This window comes from Pseudalgibacter alginicilyticus (genome assembly GCF_001310225.1).
Classification (GTDB): Bacteria; Bacteroidota; Bacteroidia; order Flavobacteriales; family Flavobacteriaceae; genus Pseudalgibacter; species Pseudalgibacter alginicilyticus.
Window position 1 is genome coordinate 559,160 of sequence record NZ_CP012898.1, and the last position, 20,590, is coordinate 579,749.

The 20,590-nt window shown below is 30.4% G+C and carries 19 protein-coding genes; 7 read left to right on the plus strand and 12 right to left on the minus strand.

Annotated elements, in window-relative coordinates:
- Positions 1 to 20 precede the first annotated feature (20 nt).
- On the plus strand, positions 21 to 641 hold the full coding sequence (locus APS56_RS02225) for a sugar transferase (protein WP_054724377.1): 621 nt from the start codon (positions 21 to 23) through the stop codon (positions 639 to 641).
- Complete coding sequence (locus APS56_RS02230) at positions 634 to 1,251, plus strand: sugar transferase (protein WP_054724379.1); 618 nt, start codon at positions 634 to 636, stop codon at positions 1,249 to 1,251. Before APS56_RS02225 ends, APS56_RS02230 begins: the two co-directional genes overlap by 8 nt.
- A 42-nt stretch (positions 1,252 to 1,293) precedes the next feature.
- Here APS56_RS02230 and APS56_RS02235 read toward each other — a convergent pair whose 3' ends face one another.
- From APS56_RS02235 to APS56_RS02260, 6 genes are all read right to left on the minus strand, one after another.
- Complete coding sequence (locus APS56_RS02235) at positions 1,294 to 2,388, minus strand: GNAT family N-acetyltransferase (protein WP_054724381.1); 1,095 nt, start codon at positions 2,386 to 2,388, stop codon at positions 1,294 to 1,296.
- A gap of 172 nt (positions 2,389 to 2,560) precedes the next feature.
- Positions 2,561 to 3,526, minus strand: a complete 966-nt coding sequence (locus APS56_RS02240) for an ATP-grasp domain-containing protein (protein ID WP_054724383.1) — start codon at positions 3,524 to 3,526, stop codon at positions 2,561 to 2,563.
- A gap of 117 nt (positions 3,527 to 3,643) precedes the next feature.
- Positions 3,644 to 4,597: a hypothetical protein gene (locus APS56_RS02245; protein ID WP_054724385.1), complete on the minus strand. Its 954-nt coding sequence runs from the start codon at positions 4,595 to 4,597 to the stop codon at positions 3,644 to 3,646.
- Between the two features lie 5 nt (positions 4,598 to 4,602).
- On the minus strand, positions 4,603 to 6,054 hold the full coding sequence (locus APS56_RS02250) for an MBOAT family O-acyltransferase (protein WP_054724387.1): 1,452 nt from the start codon (positions 6,052 to 6,054) through the stop codon (positions 4,603 to 4,605).
- A 212-nt stretch (positions 6,055 to 6,266) separates the two neighbouring features.
- Positions 6,267 to 6,746: an Lrp/AsnC family transcriptional regulator gene (locus tag APS56_RS02255; RefSeq protein ID WP_054724389.1), complete on the minus strand. Its 480-nt coding sequence runs from the start codon at positions 6,744 to 6,746 to the stop codon at positions 6,267 to 6,269.
- 71 nt (positions 6,747 to 6,817) lie between these two features.
- A complete protein-coding gene (locus APS56_RS02260; RefSeq protein ID WP_054724391.1) occupies positions 6,818 to 7,963 on the minus strand; it encodes a M14 family zinc carboxypeptidase in 1,146 nt (381 codons plus the stop codon).
- Between the two features lie 301 nt (positions 7,964 to 8,264).
- Between APS56_RS02260 and APS56_RS02265 the strand changes: the two genes are divergently transcribed.
- A complete protein-coding gene (locus tag APS56_RS02265) occupies positions 8,265 to 8,648 on the plus strand; it encodes a helix-turn-helix domain-containing protein (protein WP_054724393.1) in 384 nt (127 codons plus the stop codon).
- Positions 8,649 to 8,684: 36 nt separating this feature from the next.
- Positions 8,685 to 9,056: a hypothetical protein gene (locus tag APS56_RS02270; RefSeq protein WP_054724395.1), complete on the plus strand. Its 372-nt coding sequence runs from the start codon at positions 8,685 to 8,687 to the stop codon at positions 9,054 to 9,056.
- Here APS56_RS02270 and APS56_RS02275 read toward each other — a convergent pair.
- Both APS56_RS02275 and APS56_RS02280 read right to left on the minus strand, forming a co-directional pair.
- Positions 9,053 to 9,553 carry a hypothetical protein gene (locus tag APS56_RS02275; RefSeq protein WP_054724396.1) on the minus strand — a complete coding sequence of 167 codons (501 nt, stop codon included), beginning with the start codon at positions 9,551 to 9,553 and terminating at the stop codon, positions 9,053 to 9,055. The two genes, APS56_RS02270 and APS56_RS02275, sit on opposite strands and share 4 nt — an antisense overlap.
- A gap of 21 nt (positions 9,554 to 9,574) precedes the next feature.
- Positions 9,575 to 10,336 (minus strand): MBL fold metallo-hydrolase, encoded by a 762-nt coding sequence (locus tag APS56_RS02280; protein WP_054724398.1) that lies wholly within the window; start codon positions 10,334 to 10,336, stop codon positions 9,575 to 9,577.
- A 99-nt stretch (positions 10,337 to 10,435) separates the two neighbouring features.
- Between APS56_RS02280 and APS56_RS02285 the strand changes: the two genes are divergently transcribed.
- A complete protein-coding gene (locus tag APS56_RS02285; protein WP_054724400.1) occupies positions 10,436 to 11,902 on the plus strand; it encodes a hypothetical protein in 1,467 nt (488 codons plus the stop codon).
- Between the two features lie 37 nt (positions 11,903 to 11,939).
- Here the strand turns inward: APS56_RS02285 and bcp are convergent, their stop codons facing one another.
- Complete coding sequence (gene bcp, locus APS56_RS02290) at positions 11,940 to 12,392, minus strand: thioredoxin-dependent thiol peroxidase (protein WP_054724402.1); 453 nt, start codon at positions 12,390 to 12,392, stop codon at positions 11,940 to 11,942.
- Between the two features lie 34 nt (positions 12,393 to 12,426).
- On the opposite strand from bcp, the gene APS56_RS02295 reads away from it, so the two are divergent.
- On the plus strand, positions 12,427 to 13,086 hold the full coding sequence (locus tag APS56_RS02295; protein ID WP_054724404.1) for an endonuclease III domain-containing protein: 660 nt from the start codon (positions 12,427 to 12,429) through the stop codon (positions 13,084 to 13,086).
- A gap of 26 nt (positions 13,087 to 13,112) precedes the next feature.
- Here the strand turns inward: APS56_RS02295 and APS56_RS17020 are convergent, their stop codons facing one another.
- Positions 13,113 to 13,259, minus strand: coding sequence for a hypothetical protein (locus APS56_RS17020; protein WP_169786427.1), 147 nt, complete (start codon positions 13,257 to 13,259; stop codon positions 13,113 to 13,115).
- A 77-nt stretch (positions 13,260 to 13,336) separates the two neighbouring features.
- The gene (locus tag APS56_RS02300; protein ID WP_054731075.1) at positions 13,337 to 13,921 is read right to left on the minus strand and encodes an RNA polymerase sigma factor; all 585 of its coding nucleotides are present in this window, start codon (positions 13,919 to 13,921) and stop codon (positions 13,337 to 13,339) included.
- Positions 13,922 to 14,150: 229 nt separating this feature from the next.
- Between APS56_RS02300 and uvrA the strand changes: the two genes are divergently transcribed.
- Positions 14,151 to 16,934, plus strand: a complete 2,784-nt coding sequence (gene uvrA / locus APS56_RS02305) for an excinuclease ABC subunit UvrA (protein WP_054724406.1) — start codon at positions 14,151 to 14,153, stop codon at positions 16,932 to 16,934.
- Positions 16,935 to 17,052: 118 nt separating this feature from the next.
- On the opposite strand, the gene APS56_RS02310 is transcribed toward uvrA, so the two are convergent.
- Complete coding sequence (locus APS56_RS02310; protein ID WP_054724407.1) at positions 17,053 to 20,430, minus strand: proline dehydrogenase family protein; 3,378 nt, start codon at positions 20,428 to 20,430, stop codon at positions 17,053 to 17,055.
- Positions 20,431 to 20,590: the final 160 nt, after the last annotated feature.

The window sequence follows — 20,590 nt, forward strand, 5'->3', positions numbered from 1 at the left end:
GAATGAGATTTAAACATATTATGTACCAGTATTTTTTTAAAAGAATTATAGATATAAGCTTCTCTTTTATAGCATTAATTTTGCTATCACCCATATTTTTAATTGTAGCTGTAACACTTTTTATTTTAAATAAGGATACCCCATTTTTTTTTCAAAAACGACCAGGTAAAAATGAAAAAATTTTTAGCATCATAAAATTTAAGTCCATGTCTGACAAAAAAGACGCTAATGGAAATCTTTTACCAGATGATGAAAGAGTTACGCCGTTTGGTAATTTTATTAGAAAATACTCTTTGGACGAAATACCTCAATTATTAAATATACTATATGGTGATATGAGTTTAATTGGCCCAAGACCCTTAAGAGTTCAATATCTACCCTTTTATACTGAAAAAGAAAAAGTTAGGCATAACATCAAACCTGGAGTTACTGGTTTAGCTCAAGTATCTGGAAGAAATTCATTAAATTGGGATACAAAATTAGCCTTAGATATTGAATATGTTGAAAATATGTCATTTTTATTAGACACAAAAATATTTTTAAAAACTATCAAAAAAGTATTTCATGCAAGTGATATAGCACTTGGAGAAAATATAATTGACTTAAACGAATACAGAACTGTTAATAAAAAAAATGTATAAAGTAACTAAAAGATTCATAGATTTTTTTTCTGCATTAATCGTGTTTATTTTCCTTTTTCCAATTTTCCTGACAACACTTATCTGTTTATTTGTAGTAAACAATGGCAAGCCTTTTTTTTTACAAGAAAGACCTGGTAAAAACGGAAAAATATTTAAGATCATAAAGTTTAAAACGATGCGTGATTTAAAACCAAATCAAAACACAGACATCCATAACTTAAATAGAGTAACTAAAATAGGTCATTTTATTAGAACTTATTCTTTAGATGAAATTCCACAACTTATAAATGTAATTAAGGGTGACATGAGTATTGTAGGCCCAAGACCCTTACTCCCATCCTACTTGCCTCTATATAATGATTTTCAAAAACAACGTCATAATGTTAAACCAGGAATTACGGGTTGGGCACAAGTAAAAGGAAGGAATGCTATTTCTTGGGAATTAAAATTTGAATATGACGTTTGGTATGTTAAACATAGCTCCCTATTGTTAGATTTAAAAATTATATTATTAACCATTAAAAGAATAATAGTACCAGAAGGGATTAACACAAATGAAGGTGCAAATATGCCTGAATTTACAGGAAGTCAAAAGGAAAATAATACTTAAATAACAGGCCTCAATTACAAGACTTTATTTTATAATAATTTATTATTTAAAACCATTTTTTCGATAAGCTGGAAAAAAGGTAATCCGATGTGCTTTTTTCACTTCTAAACATGCTACATCTGTAGCTACTAAATCTACATTAAGCTGATCTTCAAGCTCTTGGTACATTTTTTCATTAACAATCTTTCTACCTGTATAAAAAATGAGGTCTTTATCATTAGGGAAAAATGTTTTTTTATACTGATAAAGACTATCCCCATCTTCCCTACCGCCTCCTAACAAATAATATTTATATTGATGAGCTCGTGCCCATTTCATCACTTCAATTTTTAAAAAGTCATTAGGTCTGTAATTGAAATAATCTGACAGTGTCCCTCCTAAGAATGAATACAAAGTATCGCCTGAAATTAATATCAGTTCTGTTGATATGGCTACAGTATCTTTATAAACAATAGCAATCATAAAATTATCACCACTTAACTTGATGATGTTTTTAAAATAATTAATAGAATAGCGATATTCTTGATCTGCTCCAATACGAGACATGGTTTGAATGTAAATATCATAAAACTGTTTGATATCTGCCTCGCCTAAACCTGTATGTAAAAACTTAATTTGCAAGTTTTCCTTAGCACTTTTTCTATAATTGTTTCTTACTTTTTGTTTAAAATTAGCCCATTGTGATGCTTCATCAATAATCTGTCCATTCACATTTGTTAAAGTGGGCACCAAATTTCCTGAATAAAAATGATAATTATGGTTAAGACTAAATCGGATAAATTCAGAAACTACTTGATTGTTTTTATACCAAGCATCAACACATTCCCAAAACTTAATAAGATAGCCTCTGGACAAGCTATCATTAAATATAGGCCCACTATATCCATATGGGGAAATAACATCATAATATGTTTGATCACTTTTATATGGAATCTCTCTGAGTATAAAAGGCATTAATATTAAAAGAGAGCCCTTCGAATCACTAAAAGTGAAATACTTTAACCGATCTTGAGTGTTTTCAGAAACATATGAATACCAGATCTTATAAAATGGATTGATAACCTCAAAGGATTCTACATGCTTTAAATAGCTACTTAAATCATCATCATTTAATATTTTGTGTACTTGCAGCTCCATAAGTTTAAGCAATATTATTAATTAATGTATTTTTATCTATCATACTTCTGTGCTTAAAATAAGCAGGTCAATTTCCTCTAAACTCAAAGGTTTCAATATCACTCTTGTTATTTAACAATAGGTAAAACCATAAGTTCTAACATGTGTTACTTAAATTAAAATAACTATGAAATCATGCGTTGTACCCATGCACTAACACTTCATTGTCATATCGTAACATTAATAAATTATTTTCCCAATCATCATAAAAATCGATAGGTTCGTTAAATAAATATTCTTGAATAATCCATTTAGGATAGTTTGCTCCCGCAGCATAGGATAACGGAAAACCACCTCCAAACCGAGCGTTTATTTCAATTCCATAAATAATATCTTTAGTAGCATGCTTAAAAAATTGAGCCGTAAGGCAACCAATAGCACCATCCACATGGCTTAATTGTTCTTTAATATAATCAACTAAAATATTCTTTTTGGTTATGCCTTTATTAACTTCCCCATCCCGAACTTCTATGCGTTTTCTAGGAACTACTGATTTTAAATTATGATTAACATCATAATACAAATCACATGTATATTCATCAAATTCTGAATGATCGATGTATTCTAAAAACATTAAATCGTCATTCTTAAAATGATATTCGGTTAAATCTTCGTGTTTATTAATAATAAAAGTATCAACACTTCTACTACCGTTAAATGGTTTAATAAATAATGGTAATTTATAATCGTATTTAGAGTACTCTTTAGCAACTTTGATATTGTTTTCAATAAAAAAAGCACTCATTTTACGTTTGTCTCTACAGATATTTATAAAATCAGAAGAAGCTACAATGGCTGTAATGCCATTTTTTAATAAGGTTTTATTACTATTTGCAAGCAATAATAGCTCTGTATCAATGGTTGGGATAATAATTTTTATTTGATTTTCAACACACACCTTAATTAGTAAATTTAAATAATTTGTATCACTAACTAAAGGAAGCTGAAAAGCACCATCTGAGACTCGACATGCAGACGACATATCCGTATTAAAATCTGTAGTAAAAACCTTTCCTTCAGGTGCCAACGCTTTTAGTTCTGCTTGAAAAGCCTTAACCAATGAAACACGTCTTCCGGCAGATGTTATTAATATATTCATTGTTTTATTATGCTTTAATATTTTAAAATTTGAGCAAAAATAGCAAAAGATAGATATAATTCATTTTAACAACATGTTATTATTATAAGTTTGAATTTGTTTATACATATTACTTACTCATTCTTCATTTAAAATATAATTTGAAATAAGATTTGCAATAAGATTTCTCCCATGATTATTCCAATGCATATCGTAAATTAAATTTGTTGGTCTTTTTGATTTTTCTAATGTGTTAGAAAAATCAATATATTTAAAATGATTGATCCTTAAATAATCTAAAAAAAAATTAGGCGTGTTTTTAGAGTCTAATAAAAACAAAAATCTTTTTTTATCAAAGCCATAAAATGTTATTAAGCTTTCAAAATTTTTAATATACTTGGCATATCTTATTTTTTGAAGTTCCGCTTCTTCACTCTCACTTAATTCAGGTGCTTTATCAACTTTTTTTGTTAGTATATTTGAAATAAATTCTTTCGGAGCATCTAAAACACCTATGGTTTGAAGGTATACTAATAATTTAAATTTTCTTAAATTCTTGTACAATGGTGTTTCAAGTTTCATTCTTTCATCAAGTAACTTATAAGCCCCTCTATTTAAATCATTTTCAAATTTTAAGCCTATCACAACATGATCAATTAAATCAAAATGCTTTTTATACTTATTAATTAAATGCAACTGATCTGCAAAATCATAGCCAGCATATCCATATTCATAAACTTCAACATCACTTAGTTGATTTTCAATTTTCTTTCCAATAGAATTGTAATAGTGTTGATGGAAACCCTCTATAAATGAATCTCCTACAAGCGCTATTTCAACCTTGTCTTCAGAAGGCTTAAATTCTCTATATGAATTGTATCCAAATTCATTGATGTGATACGCGGAGAAATTTTGTCGTCTATTACCCGTTACAGAAAAGCCTTCCTGGTTAGGCAACCATTTTTCCACACCATATTCATCTACATATCTCGTTGGATAATCTTTGGTTAAATGAAAAATACGCACCAATAATTCTAATGCTAATAAAATTAGAATTCCATAGATTATAAATTTTATAAATAATTTTTTCATATTATTTAAAATTGGAAATAAATAAATGACCTATCTATACTACTATCATAAAAGAGTAACATGGACAGAATTATTATCGTATAAATACAAAATCTTAGGCCTTTAGATTTAAATTTAAATGGAGCGCGTTCATCTTTTCTAATTACATACTCATAAAGTGTAAATAAAATTAACAAAATATAATAATCCATCATTCTATAGCCCATAGGATGCGCGTAAGCACTATAGGAAAAATCTGTAGAAATCCTATTTATAAAAGCAAATGCATCCGTTATTGATTCTGACCTAAAAAATATTCTAGAAAAAGTAACTATTCCAAAAGTTAATACAACCTGCCCTATTTCAACTAATGATGGGAAAAAAGTATGTTCACCTATCACAGAATCTTTGTAAATAGTATTTCTCCCCATTAAAAACACGGGTATAAACGCGGCTGCATGAAAAGCTCCCCAGAAAATAAATGTCCAATTAGCACCATGCCAAAAGCCACTTATTAAAAAAACAATAGTAATATTTCTTATAGACTTTAATTTAGACACTCTTGAACCTCCTAAGGGAATATATATATAGTGCCTAAACCATGTTGAAAGTGATACATGCCAACGTTGCCAATATTCAGCTACATTTCTTGAAAAATTAGGAAATTTAAAATTTGACATGAGTTCAATACCAAATAATTTTGCGGTTCCTATGGCAATATCTGAATACCCACTAAAATCTCCATACACCTGAAAACTAAACAAGGTAACCCCTAAAATAAGTGTAGAGGCAGGATAGTCTGCATAATTTAAAAAAATATCGTCTACCATAGGTGCTATAGAATCTGCTATAACCACTTTTTTAAATAAACCCCATAAAATTAATTTCAATCCAGAAACCGTTTGATGATAATTAAAAGTTCGCTTGTTTAATATTTGACTAAGTAAATTGGAAGCCCGCTCTATAGGACCAGCCACTAGCTGTGGAAAGAAACTAACAAAAGCAGCAAATGATAAAAAATCTTTAGTTGGTTTTAATTTTTTATAATAAATATCAAAAGAATAAGACATGGTTTGGAATGTATAAAACGAAATACCAACAGGTAAAACAACCCTTAAAGTCCATGTACTTTTAATATCATAACCAAATAAAGAAAACATATCAACCCAAGAATCAATAAAAAAGTTGAAATATTTAAAAAAACCAAGTAAACCAACATTAAATAAAACACTAACCCAGAGCCATCTTTTTCTTAGCTTTTGTTCTGTGGTATTGTGTATTTTAAGACCTATCAGATAATCTACGGAAGTACTTAAAAATATTAAAGATAAAAATCTCCAATCCCACCAACCATAAAATAAGTAACTAGCAACTAATATAAATATATTTTGGTTTTTAATGTTTTTATTAAAAACATACCAATACAAAAGAAAAGCTACAGGGAGAAATATAAAAAACTCAAAAGAATTAAATATCATAAAAACGGTTGGTTGGTTCGCCTTGTTAAATAAAAATTAAAAGGCAAATATGAAAGAACAGGCGCATATCTTCAAAAAACTTCTGCAAACTACATGAAAAATAATATAAGTTGCGCTATAACGTAGTTTTTAACTTTCTTTTCTGTTAATTGATACTAAAAAAGCCCTTAAAAAAAGAGCTTTAAAAATTATAATTATATAAATTAATCTATTTACATATCATTAAATATAGAGTGCATCAAACGTTTTTTATCATTAATACTTTCTTCAAGAGAAATCATTGTTTCCGTTCTATAAACCCCTTCTATATCATCTAACATAAAAATAACTTCTTTTGCGTGCTCAGTGCTTTTGCCTCGTATTTTACAAAATATATTAAATTTCCCTGTTGTTATATGTGCAACAGTTACAAATGGAATTTCATTAATACGCTCTAAAACAAATTTTGTTTGAGAGGTATTGTTTAGATACACTCCTACATAAGCTATAAATGAATACCCAAGTTTTTTATAATCTAAAGTTAGAGAAGAACCTTTAATAATACCAGCCTCTTCCATCTTCTTCACTCGAACATGCACAGTACCAGCAGATATCAAAAGTTTTTTAGCAATGTCCGTAAATGGAATTCTTGTGTTGTCTATTAACATATCAAGAATTTGGTGATCGATCTCATCTAGTTTAATTTTCCCCATAATTATTAAATCTTTAAATAAAGCTCAAAAATAGTACATTATTATTAATAAACACAGTTTAATTAAACACTTTATTTCACTAATAGTGATTTTTTTATTTTTTTAATGAAAATAAATTCATGAGCGCTTCCAATTTTTAACATCTTAGAATCTGCACCCAATACATCATTGCCTTGAGCATTTATCTCTATATGTCCATAAAAGCCCATTAAATCGTCAATTTCTTCAATTATAGGTAGAAATGTCACCTCATTTCCTACTAATATTTCTTTGTAAAGTATGGCTATATCATTTGGATAGCCGTTCACCTTAGCATTTCTAATAATTATATCATAAAAACACTTACCATTTTCTGGAATCTCTAAATATGCCTCATATTGCTCCCCTTTTACTGTGTTTTTTGCAATATAAAGCAATGAAACTATGAAAGATGTATAAATATATAATCTTGTTATATCTCGCCCATAATCATTAGGAGAATGTCCAGCTTCAAACAAAATGGTAGGTACATTTTCACTTTGAAACGTATCTCCTACACAATTTAAATTAAAAGCATCATCATAAACACCTACTTGTTTTGGTATTAATTCTTGAAGTTTATGATTCATAACTCCAATTATTTCCATAGCAATTTTCCGATTTGATGTTATTGTACATTGTTGATCCTGTGCAGGAGACAAGAAAGACACCGTTGCTATATTATTAGTATTTCCGGCACTAAAAATGGTGCGTTGTCCGTGTAAATTAAAACAAAAATGAGGTTTAAAAGTTTCAAAAACACTTCGCAACACTTTGCTTTCTGGCTGCGAACGTAATTGAGCATCTCTATTTAAATCTACTTTATTAGCATTAACTCGTGTATAAGCTTTAGCGCCATCTGGATTTAAAATGGGTATTATATATAAGGTACAATTTTTTAATATGGTATTTATTTCAGAGTTTCCTGAAGAAAAGGTATTAAATAAATCAAAAATTGCTTTGGTAGTGGTTGATTCATTTCCATGCATTTGCGACCACATAAGAATTCGCTTCTTACCATGTCCCAATTTTACACCATATATGTCTTCTTTTAAAACAGACTGGCCAATAACTTCTACTTTAAAATTCGTGTTTAGTTTTTTAAGTAAAGAGCGAATATGATTATTAGTAACATATCGATGTGATAATTGTGATTCTTTATATTCGAAAAATAATGAGGTTATAGTTGATGTTTTCATTAAAATATTTTATGGTACAAATGTAAACAATTAGTAATTTACAAATGTAAACAATATTTGGTAGTCTAGTTGTTTACAAATATAAGCACATAACCTGTTAAATACCTGCTGTGTTATAGTTTAGTAACCAAGAAAATATTTATTATAAATTCATTTATTTAAAAAACTAAAAATCAGTATACTAAATACAGTTATTTAAAGTTAAGTATCATATAAAATATCTTTAATTTGTTAGTTATTGTCATTTGTAAACAACTATTTATTACATTTGTAACACAATTAAGTAAAACAATAGTTTACAATGGTAAACAGTGATGATTTTTCTAAAAGATTACAAGAAGTAATAGATTATTATGGTGAATCAGCCTCTGCTTTTGCAGAAAGTATAGGTGTACAGCGTTCCAGTATTTCACACATTCTTTCGGGAAGAAATAAACCAAGTTTAGATTTTGTTATGAAAATTATCAACTCCTATCCTGAGGTTGAACTTTATTGGTTGCTCAATGGAAAAGGGCATTTTCCTCCAGATAAAAAAATGGTAGTTCCAGAAAATCTTTTTACAACTCCTAAATCTGAAATACCACCTAACACACAACATATCATCAAAAAAGAAACTCCAGGAAAAAAAATTGAACGCATTGTTATTTTTTATTCTGATGGAAGTTTCGAAAATTTTCAGAATTAATAACTATTTGAGTAGTTTTGTTAAAAATGAATTTTTATGAAAAAATCATGCTTCGCATTATTGTTTTTAGTATTTTTTAGCTGTTATCAATCTGAACGTAATTGCAAGGATTTTAAGGTTGGAAGTTTTTATAGCGAAATAAACATTGACGGAATAGCCTATACCTCACATTTTACAAGAACTGAAGATTTACAAGTAGAAATTTACGATAAGAAAACAGACTCATCAAAACTCAGATGGGTTAATGACTGTGAAGTTATATTCAAAACCATTAACCCCAAAAGTATGAGTGAACAAAAAGATGTGCACTTGAAAATATTAACAACAACAGACTCTTCATATACCTTTGAGTATTCATATGTTGGTGAAACAAAAAAACAAAAAGGTATTGCTTACAAGGTTGATTAGTTCAGTGGGTATAAAAAAGATTCAACTAAATTGAAATCAAGCTCCTTATGTTCTGTTAGTTGATACGTTAAAAAGATTTCTCCCCAAAATTCTCCATCTGAAAAATCAGCAATTATCCATTTATGGTTTAAGAGTTTAACCGTGTTAATCATTAGTTTTCTACCGCTACTTGCAGAATATGGTACTAAAGGATGTTGTCCCTTAACTTCATTTAATTTATAAATTTCATCTTTAATAAACGGAATCAACGCACTCACATCATAACCATCTCTTTCAAAATAACTGATAGCATCTTCATTTCTTTCTAAATTAAAATGCGATAGATTATAAATTTCGTTTTGAAGCACTTCTAAAGAATCCGTGAAAATTACTTGGTTTTTTTCTAAGGATTTGATTTTCTTATCTTGAATTACTAAAATACGTTTTGAGCTTACATATTGAAACAACACAATGAGTGTCATAAAAATAAATAAATACATAAAAATTCGTTGTTTCATTTTTCTAAGTGTTTCAGTTAATTAAATTGATATTTGTAAATTGTCATATGCTAAAAACACATTTTTAGGAAGTGTTTTTTGAACTTCTTCATGAAACCCCATTAAATGACTTATATGGGTTAAATATGCCTTTTCTGGATTTACCTTTTTAATAAAATCTAAGGCCTCCTCCAAATTAAAATGTGAAATATGAGGCTCCTTCCTTAAAGCATTAATCACTAAAACTTTGATGTTTTTTATTTTTTCAATTTCCACAGGTTCTACTGTTTTCATATCCGTTAAATAGGCAAAGTTTCCAAATCTGTAACCAAAAACGTTTAGCTTATAATGTAAGCCTTTTATAGGTATGACTTTTAAACCGTGAAGTTTAAAAGGCTTGTTTTTTATAATATGGGTTGAAAGTGTTGGTACGCCAGGATATTTGTCTTTATCTGTAAAAATATAATCAAATCGCTTAGCTAAAGATTTTAGTACACGTTTATGAGCGTAAATATCTATATCACCTTGTCTAAAATAAAAGGGACGAATATCGTCTATGCCAGCCGTATGATCTGAATGTTCATGTGTAAAAATAATGCCATCTAATTTATAACAATTTATTCTTAGCATTTGTTGTCTAAAATCTGGTCCACAGTCAACAACATAAGCATAGGTATCCCATTCTACAAGTATAGACACGCGAAGCCTTTTATCTTTAGCATCTACACTCAAACATACCGGATGAGTGCTTCCAATAACAGGAACGCCTTGTGATGTGCCAGTGCCTAAAAATGTAATTTTCAAGAGTATTGTTTATTTTTCAAAACAAAAATAAGATTAATTTTTCTTTCATTTGGTTATTTAATACCTTTACGTACTTTATAAGTAACCATACAAGATACTATGGAGATAACCATAAAAGGAGATAAAGAGTTTGATGACATTCCATCATTAAAAACCAAAGCACTTCGGATTAATTTAAACGAAAATATTTACGGAACATTTGCTGAAATTGGAGCAGGACAAGAAACATGTCGGCATTTTTTTCGAGCTGGAGGGGCTTCTGGAACTATAGCCAAAGCAATGTCTGCTTACGATAAAGATTTTAGTGATGCAATTTATGGAGCTGAGGAAGATGGTAGATATGTTACCGAAGCTCGTTTAAGAAAAATGCTCACCCATGAAATGCATTTAATGGAAGATAGGTTAACGCGTGAAAAAAATCCTAATAAAATATTTTTCACTTATGCTAATACTGTTGCAACCATTGATTTTGCTAAACAATTTAAAGGTCACGGTTGGGTAGGTCTTAAATATCAAATTGATGCAGATCAAGACTACAACGAAATAATTTTACACTTTCGCTTTAAAGAAACCGATGCCCGCTTGCAGCAAGAAACTTTAGGGGTTTTGGGTACTAATTTAATTTATGGTGCTTTTTATAGCTATAATGAACCTAAAAAATTGCTTCGCCATTTATATGACCATTTAGATAAAGACCAATTAGAAATAGACACCATAAACTTTTCTGGTCCTGCATTTAAAGATGTTGACAACCGTTTGATGAGTTTGCAATTGGTTAAAAATGATATGACCGACGCCGTTGTTTTTGGCCCCGATGGTAAAAACATACTGCCTGCTAGAATTTTCTATAAGAAAAATATTTTGGCACTTCGTGGTAGTTTTAGACCTGTTACTAAAGTAAACATGGAGATGTATGAGAAATCATACAACATGTTTATTAAAGAAAAGAAAGTGGACAAAGATAAAACCGTTGTTGTTTTTGAAATCACCCTATCTAATTTGAGATCTGAAGGAGAAATTGATGAACAGGATTTCATGGATCGTGCAGATTTATTATGCTCTTTAGGACAAACGGTTATGATTTCTAATTTCCAAGAATACTATAAGGTGGTAGAATATTTCTCAAATTACTCTAAAGCCAGAATGGGGCTAACCATGGGGGTTAGTAATTTGGTAGATATTTTTGACGAAAAATATTATAGACACATTAGTGGTGGTATATTAGAAGCTTTTGGTAAATTATTTTTCAAAGATTTAAAAGTATATCTTTATCCAATGCATGACCCAAAAACGGGAGAATTGCTTAATAGTGAAAATCTGAAAGTATATCCACGTATGAAAGAATTGTATAAATTCTTTAAATACAACGGAAAAGTAATTGATATTGAAGATTATGACGAAAGTATCATGGATGTTTTTTCCAGAGAAATCTTACAAATGATTGCTAGTGGTAAAACTGGTTGGGAAGACATGCTCCCAGAAGGAACTGCAGATTTAATAAAAGATTACCGTCTTTTTGGTTATACACGAAAACCTTTAGTTTTAAGAAAAAGAAACCACAAATAATATAAACGCCTTTCATTTTATTATGAAAGGCATTTTTTTATTCTAAAATTTGTTCTGCGTGGCTTTTAGTTTTTACTTTTTCAATAACACGGTCCACGATTCCATTTTCATTTATTAAAAAAGTCATTCTGTGAATACCATCATATTCGCGTCCCATAAATTTTTTTGGTCCCCAAACGCCAAATGTATTAATTACAGTTTTATCCTCATCAGCTAAAAGGGGAAAAGGAAACTTATGTTTATTTTTAAAATTAGATTGTCTTTTTTCAGAATCCGCACTTACACCCAATAACTCATAACCCTGATCTTGTAAAACCTGATAATTATCTCTTAAATTACATGCCTCAACAGTACAGCCGGGAGTACTAGCCTTAGGATAAAAGAAAACAACTAATTTTTTTCCTTTATAATCACTTAATGAAATCGTATTTCCTTGCTCGTCTTTTGCCGAAAAATTAGGAACGGCATCACCTTGTTTTAGTGTAGTCATAGTATTAACTTTGATTTTTACAAAAATACAATTTATGACTAAGAAAGAGAAAGTTAACTACATTATTAATACACTTTATAAGCTTTACCCAGAAATTCCCATTCCTTTAGATCACAAAGACCCCTACACATTGCTTGTAGCGGTTTTACTTTCAGCGCAATGCACAGATGTCCGTGTTAACCAGATTACCCCTTTGTTATTTGCTAAAGCCGACAACCCTTATGATATGGTCAAACTTCAAGTTGAAGAAATTAAAGATATTATTAAACCTTGTGGTTTGTCTCCTATGAAAAGTAAAGGTATTCATGGGTTGTCAAAAATACTTATTGAGAAACACAATGGTAAAGTCCCTCAAAGTTTTGAAGCATTAGAGGAACTTCCTGCTGTTGGTCACAAAACAGCTAGTGTGGTAATGTCTCAAGCCTTTGGAGTGCCTGCTTTTCCCGTAGATACACATATACACAGGCTCATGCATCGATGGAATTTAACCAATGGAAAAAATGTTATCCAAACCGAAAAAGACGCAAAACGTTTATTTCCGAAGGAATTATGGAATGATTTACATCTTCAAATTATTTGGTATGGACGCGAATATTCTCCTGCTCGAGGTTGGGATTTAGAAAAAGATATTATCACCAAAACAATTGGAAGAAAGTCAATAATCAACGATTACAATAAAACAAAAAATTCCTGATAACAATATATCAGGAATTTTTCTAACTAATTAAGAAGTGCTTCAAACTTCAATTTATTACAATTAATAACACTTAAAGCCTTGGAATAATTCAAAAGAAAATCAATCGTTTCTTTTGCCGGTTTTAGTTCGTTCACTTTATTAATAGAATTATCAGAGTAAATTTTTGCCATTTTTTATTATTTAAGTTTATATACCTCAATAACGCAGCAAAATTCACTTTATTGTATCTTTAAAAACACAGTTGGATTTAATTGGTTAAAACAATATTATGCTTATCAATTATTTTTCTTAAATTAATCAAAGCGTAGCGCATTCTTCCTAAGGCTGTATTAATGCTAACCCCTGTTCTATCTGATATTTCCTTAAAACTCATGTCGTCATAAATGCGCATTAACAAAACTTCTTTCTGGTCATCTGGAAGCTTATTAATCAATCGTCTAACATCATTATCTACTTGATCTTTAATAAGTTTTTTTTCAGCATTGAGAGTTGGATCGCCTAATACCGAAAAAATACTGAATTCACCAGTATTGTCAAATTTTGGCATTCTGCTATTTTTTCTAAAATAATCTATTACAAGATTATGTGCTATTCGCATCACCCATGGGAGAAATTTACCTTCTTCATTGTAAGCACCCCGCTTTAAGGTTTTAATAACTTTTATAAAAGTATCTTGAAAAATATCTTCTGTAATATCTCTGTCGTATACTTTTGAATAAATAAAACTATAGATTCGTTGTTTGTGCCTGTTTATAAGTGTCTCTAAAGAACTTTCGTTTCCTTTAATGTAAGAACTAACAAGAATAGCGTCAGAAATGGGTTCGTTGTACATAATCATTACTTTTAATGCGCAGAAGAAATCTTCGTTGCTTGGGGTTAAATGTTTAAAAAGTAATGTTTTGCTATAGGCGTAAATTATTATAATTGAATCAAATATAACAACAATCACACCTAAATAGCAAAATTTTTTTCTTTTTTTTAAAAACTAAGTTGCATAGAATAACTTTATAGTAGTTGAAATACTTATAGTACCTTTGCATTAATTTTTCTTAAAAAAGTCCATGAGCACAAGTCTTTCTGATGTAAACCCAAAACAAAATATTATTATTAAAGGTGCTAAATTGCACAATTTAAAAAATATTGATGTTGTCATACCTAGAAACAAATTAGTAGTTATTACGGGGTTATCGGGTTCTGGAAAGTCAAGTTTAGCGTTTGATACCTTGTATGCCGAAGGTCAAAGACGTTATGTAGAAAGTCTTTCTAGTTATGCCAGGCAATTTTTAGGTAGGTTGAATAAACCAAAAGTAGATTATATAAAAGGTATTGCGCCTGCCATTGCTATTGAACAAAAAGTCAATTCAACCAATCCGCGTTCAACAGTTGGCACAACTACAGAAATTTATGATTATTTAAAATTGCTATTTGCCAGAATAGGAAAAACCTACTCTCCTGTATCAGGTGTTGAAATAAAAAAAGATACGGTATCAGATGTTGTTAACCATTTAAAAACGTACGTTGTAGGCGAAAAACTGCTTCTGCTCGCTCCTATTTATTTAGAAGAAGGCCGAACCCTAGAAGACAAATTAAAAACACTTCACAAACAAGGTTATGCCAGAATTAAGATAGATAACACTGTTTTGAGAATAGATGAATTAGAAAACTATCAAACTATAAACAAGGTGTTTTTAGTAGTTGATAGAATCATTATTAAAGATGAAGAAGATTTTCACAATAGATTAGCAGACGCTATACAAATTGCTTTTTTTGAAGGCAAAGGCCAATGTATTATAGAAACTTTAAAAGATAATAATACACATCATTTTAGTAACAAATTTGAAGCTGATGGTATTAGTTTTTTAGAGCCAAATGTTCATTTGTTTAGTTTTAATAATCCATATGGTGCTTGCCCAAAATGTGAAGGCTATGGTGATATTATTGGTATTGATGAGGATTTAGTAATTCCTAATACGGCTCTTTCGGTTTATGAAAATGCTATTTTTCCCTGGCGTGGTGAAAGCATGAGTTGGTATCGAGATCAATTAGTAAACAATTCTCATAAGTTTAATTTCCCAATACACAAACCTTATTTTCAATTAAGCAACGAGCAAAAAGAACTTATTTGGACTGGAAACCAGTATTTTGAAGGCTTAAATTCTTTTTTTGCTGAATTAGAATCTAAGGCTTATAAAATCCAAAATCGTGTCATGCTCTCGCGCTACCGAGGAAAGACAAAATGTAAAACCTGTAGTGGAAAACGACTTCGTCCCGAAGCCAATTACGTAAAAATTTCAGGGGTCACTATTACAGATTTGGTTGAAATGCCGTTAAATAAATTAGCGAACTTTTTTAAGCAATTAGAATTAGGTGATAACGACGCTAAGATAGCTGATAGATTACTAAAGGAAATAACAAATAGGTTGTCTTTTTTAGCAAATGTTGGATTAGATTATTTAACCTTAAACAGAAAATCGAATACCCTTTCTGGAGGCGAAAGCCAGCGCATTAATTTAGCAACTTCTTTAGGTAGTAGCTTGGTGGGCTCCATGTATATATTAGACGAACCTAGCATTGGTTTACATCCAAAAGATACCGAACGCTTAATTCTGGTACTAAAAGCATTACGTGATTTAGGAAACACCGTAATTGTGGTAGAACATGATGAAGATATCATGATTGCTGCCGACAATATAATAGATATTGGACCTGAAGCTGGTACTTTTGGCGGTCATGTAGTTGCAAATGGCACTTTTAAAAACATTTTAGATTCCGAATCTTTAACAGCAAAATACCTAAACGAAACTTTAAAAATTGAAGTTCCTAAAAAACGAAGAACCTCAAAGTATTACATTAATATTGTTGGTGCTCGAGAAAATAATTTAAAAAATATTGAGGCACATTTTCCTCTTAATATGCTAACAGTTATTACCGGGGTTTCTGGAAGTGGAAAAAGCACCTTAGTTAAAAAAATATTATATCCTGCTTTACAAAAAAAAATAACCGATTTTAGTGATAAACCTGGGCAATTTTCAAATTTAGAAGGACATTTTAGTAATATTAAACACATTGAATTTGTTGACCAAAACCCTATAGGACGTTCTTCACGTTCTAATCCTGTAACTTATATAAAAGCCTATGACGATATTAGGGCTCTATTTTCTAAACAGAAATTAAGCGCCATTCGCAACTACCAACCAAAGCACTTTTCTTTCAATGTAGATGGCGGTCGTTGTGAGACTTGTAAAGGCGAAGGTGAAGTAACTATTGAAATGCAATTTATGGCGGATGTGCATTTAGAATGTGAAACTTGTAAAGGAAAACGGTTTAAAAAAGAAGTACTTGAAGTTACTTTTGGAGATAAAAACATTGATGATATTTTGAATTTAACCATTGATGATGCTATTACTTTTTTTGGAGCACGAAATCAAACGAAAATAAAAGACAAACTACAACCACTACAAGATGTTGGTTTAGGATATGTAACCCTTGGGCAAAGCTCGTCTACACTTTCTGGTGGTGAAGCACAACGCATTAAATTAGCTACCTTTTTAGGGAAAGGAAATAACAAAGAAAAAGCGCTTTTTATATTTGACGAACCAACAACAGGCTTACACTTTCATGATATTCAAAAATTATTAGCATCGTTTAATGCTCTTATTGAAAAAGGCCATTCCATCATTGTGGTAGAACATAATTTAGAACTGATAAAATGTGCCGACTATATTATAGACTTAGGTCCTGAAGGCGGTGAAAATGGCGGTCATATTGTGGCTTCTGGCACTCCTGAAGAGATTACGAAAGTAAAAACATCAGTTACAGGAAAATATTTAAAAGAGAAACTCTAAATTTTCAATCAATAAGATCGTCTTTGGTATTGATTCAGTACAAAGCGAAGAATCTCAAAAAATTAAAATACTAAAGTTTCATGAGATTCTTCATTGTTTCAACATATATTTAATTGAATTATGAAACAAACTCCACGCCCATCAAATTCCCATAACGGTGATAATTAATTGATCTGTTCTGTTCTGTCAAATAATTAAGCAATTCATACCTCCCATAATTACTTGGTTTTTCACCATAAACATGAATATTTTTTTCATGGCACATTTTCAAAAATTGCACGTCTATTCTTTCGTAATTTAAAACACGAAGCCTATTCTGGTGGCTGATTTTTGATTTTAGCTCAGACCAGTTACTTATTAAATTAAAGTTTGAAACATCTGTACACGCTTCAACCCCGTAAAATGTAATAGAAACTTTCAAAATATTAGCTGCTATTATCACTTTTTCAATATCATTTTTTAAAACTTTATTATCTATACAAACAATAATTTCTTTAGGTTTTAAATACACATTAATATTATGCTGCCCCCTCAATTTTACATAATCTATGGCTTTTGAAAAATGGGTATTATATGCGTTTTGATATACTTCTTTTATTTCTTTTGAAGTCAAATCCTTTTCTTTTTTATTTAAAAATTGCAATACATAATTAGGTCCTCCAGCTTTCATTCCAAACCCAAAACACGAAGCTTTCATGCCTCCAAATGGTTGACGCTGTACAATAGCTCCTGTTGTTGACCTATTGGCATACAAATTACCTGCTTTAATACTATTCAACCAATAATCTACCTCATTAGTATCTAAGCTTTCAATACCACTTGTTAATCCATAGTCTAAATTGTCAACCAATGATATAGCATGATCAAGGTTTTTAGCTTTCATTACACACAAAATGGGTCCAAAAAGTTCGTTGTTATACTCGTAATTTTCGTAAGAAATACCCCATTTAATACCGGGAGACAAGAAGAAATCACCATCTAATTTTGGTTTTAAAAGCCATTCACTATCAGTAGTGTTATCTAAAACACGTTTAAGTTTATCATTTATTTTAACAGCTAATGGTCCTATTTCAGTGTTAAAAACCCATGGATTCCCATGTACTTTACTTTCTGCGGCATCTTTTAATAAGTTCTTAAAATGAAGATCATTAAACACCTCTTCTTCAAGTATTAATAAAGATGTAGCAGAGCATTTTTGACCAGCATTTCCAAAAGCAGATTGTACCACATTTTTAATAGCCTGCTCTTTATCTGCCAATGCCGTTATGATGGTAGCATTTTTACCTCCCGTTTCAGCATAAAGTTTCAGTTTGGGTGTTCTTTCCAATAAAAATTTAGCAGTAGCAGTTCCACCTGTTAAAATAACAGCATCAAATACAGAGTCGTCTGTTAAAAAAGAATCTAAGGTATCTTCATTGGCAGGCAAAAAAGCAAAGGCGCTTTTTGGAATGCCCACATCCCATAAAGTTTTAGCTATTAAATATCCACAAGCTGCTGCATTTTGCGAAGGCTTTAAAATAACGCGTTTTCCTGCCGCTAACGATGCTAATACACCTCCAATTGGAATGGCTATTGGAAAATTCCATGGCGACAATACCAGATTAATACCACCTGACATACTTATTATACCTTCCGAATTAAATACATCCAATGCACTTTGTGCATAGTAATTAGCAAAGTCTATAGCTTCAGAAACTTCTACATCAACTTCTGCTATTGTTTTTCCTAATTCAGCCACTGCTACTCCTATCAAATCAGCGCGATTTTTTTCCATTTGTACCGCGGCTGCTCTCAGTAATTTTGCACGCTTTTCAATTGAGTAATCAGTCCATTCTGAATCTGATCCTATAACTTTTTGATAATCTTCAATATCAGCAAGTTCATATTTCCATGGATGAACGCCATCCCAGGCCTCTAAAGCTATTAAAGTTCTGTTTTTTTCAGGCAAATTAGCCACAACAGGTATTTTGCTTCCTAAAATATCAATAGGCGACTTCCAACGCTTTTTTATATCATCGAGCCAATTTCTATTTGCAAGTAATACCCAATCAGTATTTGCAACATTAGCAAACTCCATTTGAGTTTTTGGTAATTCTGACGCCCTATTTTGCAATCTATTTTGCATGTCTTGTACCGTGTCAATACGTTTAACACTTTTTATAAACTGCCGCGTTAATTCATTCCATTTATCAGAATCTAATTTCAACTGAAAGCCTTCTTTTAAAAAATTCCCACTTTGAGTCCCTTCATCCAATCGGCGAACCAAATATGCAATGGCACTATTGTAATTCTCTTGCTTAACAATAGGCGTGTAAAGCAAAAGTTTAACGTTTTGTTTTAAGAGTTCATGAACCGTTGCATTTGCCATACCTTCAAGCATTTCAAAATCCACATATCTTTCAATTTTATGTTCTTTTACAAGTTGTAAACCAAACGCTAAATCAAAAACATTGTGTGATGCAATACCAACATTTAAAGCAGAAGCAGATTCTTTAGTTAGCATTTGAAGCAACATTTTTTTAAAATTAGCATCAGTATCTAATTTTGAATTATATGTTACAAGAGGCCAATCTTCAAGAGAAGCTTCTGTTTTTTCCATTTCAAGATTTGCGCCTTTAACCAGCCTTACTTTTATTGGACTTCCTCCATTATTTACGCGAGAAATAGCCCATTGCTGAAGTCTTAATAACGCCTGAAAAGAATCAGGCAAATACGCTTGCAGCACAATTCCCATTCTTAAATTTTTAAACTGCGGCAAATCCAATGTTTTCATGAAAGAGGAAAGTGTAATTTCTAAATCACGATATTCTTCCATATCTAAATTAACAAACTTTAACCGACCCGTTTCTTTTTGTATTTTTATAACTTCAGAATAAATAACTGAAAGTTTTTCAACCAGGATCTCAACAGTTTCATTAAATGCTATGGGTTTTATTTGAGATGAAATGGTTGATGCTTTTATAGAAATATAATCCACCTCATTTTGATTAAGCAACAAACAGTAGTTTTCAATTCTTATAGCTGCCTCTTCTTCCCCTATAAGTGCCTCACCAATTAAATTAACATTTAGCACAACACCGTCTTCCTTTCTTTTGGTTACATGATTTTTAAATTTAGAATCATTTACAAAAAATAAAATTGGTTTTGTTACACTTTTAATTTGATTAAGCATCAATGGAATACTTACAAAAGGTATTTTGTTTCCAATAAATCTATATAATTTAATCAGAATTTTTTCTGTATGACTAAAAATAGCCAAGGATTCTTCATTCGAGTTTAAAAGATTGGTAATATATTTTGAAATTCTATTATAATCAGAAGAACGAAAAGCTGTATCCATCATCCTAATTAAAAAGGTCTTTGATTTAGGTTTTTCTATTATTGGACCTATCCGTTTTGAAAAAAGATTAGGTCTTGCTTTTTGCTGGGGTTCTTGTAATTTTCTCGCAAGATTTAGTATTTCTTGTAATTGTTTTTTTGTGATGTGTTTTGTCATATATCTCAATATAATTTATAATATGAAGTTACCAAAAAACAACCTAACATTTAACAAAAATTATAGTATATCTTTAAATTACAATCGATCAAATTACTATATCAATAAAAGAGTGAATTTTTATAAGTGTCAATATAAAAAACGGCTATTGTATTTATGT

What these genes read in the sequence shown, in the direction of transcription:
- APS56_RS02255 (WP_054724389.1), bottom strand. Translation starts at nt 6,746, where the DNA reads ATGGGGAAAATTAAACTAGATGAGATCGATCACCAAATTCTTGATATG.
- APS56_RS02310 (WP_054724407.1), bottom strand. Translation starts at nt 20,430, where the DNA reads ATGACAAAACACATCACAAAAAAACAATTACAAGAAATACTAAATCTT.
- APS56_RS02225 (WP_054724377.1), top strand. Translation starts at nt 21, where the DNA reads ATGTACCAGTATTTTTTTAAAAGAATTATAGATATAAGCTTCTCTTTT.
- APS56_RS02250 (WP_054724387.1), bottom strand. Translation starts at nt 6,054, where the DNA reads ATGATATTTAATTCTTTTGAGTTTTTTATATTTCTCCCTGTAGCTTTT.
- bcp (WP_054724402.1), bottom strand. Translation starts at nt 12,392, where the DNA reads ATGACTACACTAAAACAAGGTGATGCCGTTCCTAATTTTTCGGCAAAA.
- uvrA (WP_054724406.1), top strand. Translation starts at nt 14,151, where the DNA reads ATGAGCACAAGTCTTTCTGATGTAAACCCAAAACAAAATATTATTATT.
- APS56_RS02275 (WP_054724396.1), bottom strand. Translation starts at nt 9,553, where the DNA reads ATGAAACAACGAATTTTTATGTATTTATTTATTTTTATGACACTCATT.
- APS56_RS02265 (WP_054724393.1), top strand. Translation starts at nt 8,265, where the DNA reads ATGGTAAACAGTGATGATTTTTCTAAAAGATTACAAGAAGTAATAGAT.
- APS56_RS02260 (WP_054724391.1), bottom strand. Translation starts at nt 7,963, where the DNA reads ATGAAAACATCAACTATAACCTCATTATTTTTCGAATATAAAGAATCA.
- APS56_RS02295 (WP_054724404.1), top strand. Translation starts at nt 12,427, where the DNA reads ATGACTAAGAAAGAGAAAGTTAACTACATTATTAATACACTTTATAAG.
- APS56_RS02230 (WP_054724379.1), top strand. Translation starts at nt 634, where the DNA reads ATGTATAAAGTAACTAAAAGATTCATAGATTTTTTTTCTGCATTAATC.
- APS56_RS02235 (WP_054724381.1), bottom strand. Translation starts at nt 2,388, where the DNA reads ATGGAGCTGCAAGTACACAAAATATTAAATGATGATGATTTAAGTAGC.
- APS56_RS02240 (WP_054724383.1), bottom strand. Translation starts at nt 3,526, where the DNA reads ATGAATATATTAATAACATCTGCCGGAAGACGTGTTTCATTGGTTAAG.
- APS56_RS02245 (WP_054724385.1), bottom strand. Translation starts at nt 4,597, where the DNA reads ATGAAAAAATTATTTATAAAATTTATAATCTATGGAATTCTAATTTTA.
- APS56_RS02285 (WP_054724400.1), top strand. Translation starts at nt 10,436, where the DNA reads ATGGAGATAACCATAAAAGGAGATAAAGAGTTTGATGACATTCCATCA.
- APS56_RS02300 (WP_054731075.1), bottom strand. Translation starts at nt 13,921, where the DNA reads ATGTACAACGAACCCATTTCTGACGCTATTCTTGTTAGTTCTTACATT.
- APS56_RS17020 (WP_169786427.1), bottom strand. Translation starts at nt 13,259, where the DNA reads ATGGCAAAAATTTACTCTGATAATTCTATTAATAAAGTGAACGAACTA.
- APS56_RS02270 (WP_054724395.1), top strand. Translation starts at nt 8,685, where the DNA reads ATGAAAAAATCATGCTTCGCATTATTGTTTTTAGTATTTTTTAGCTGT.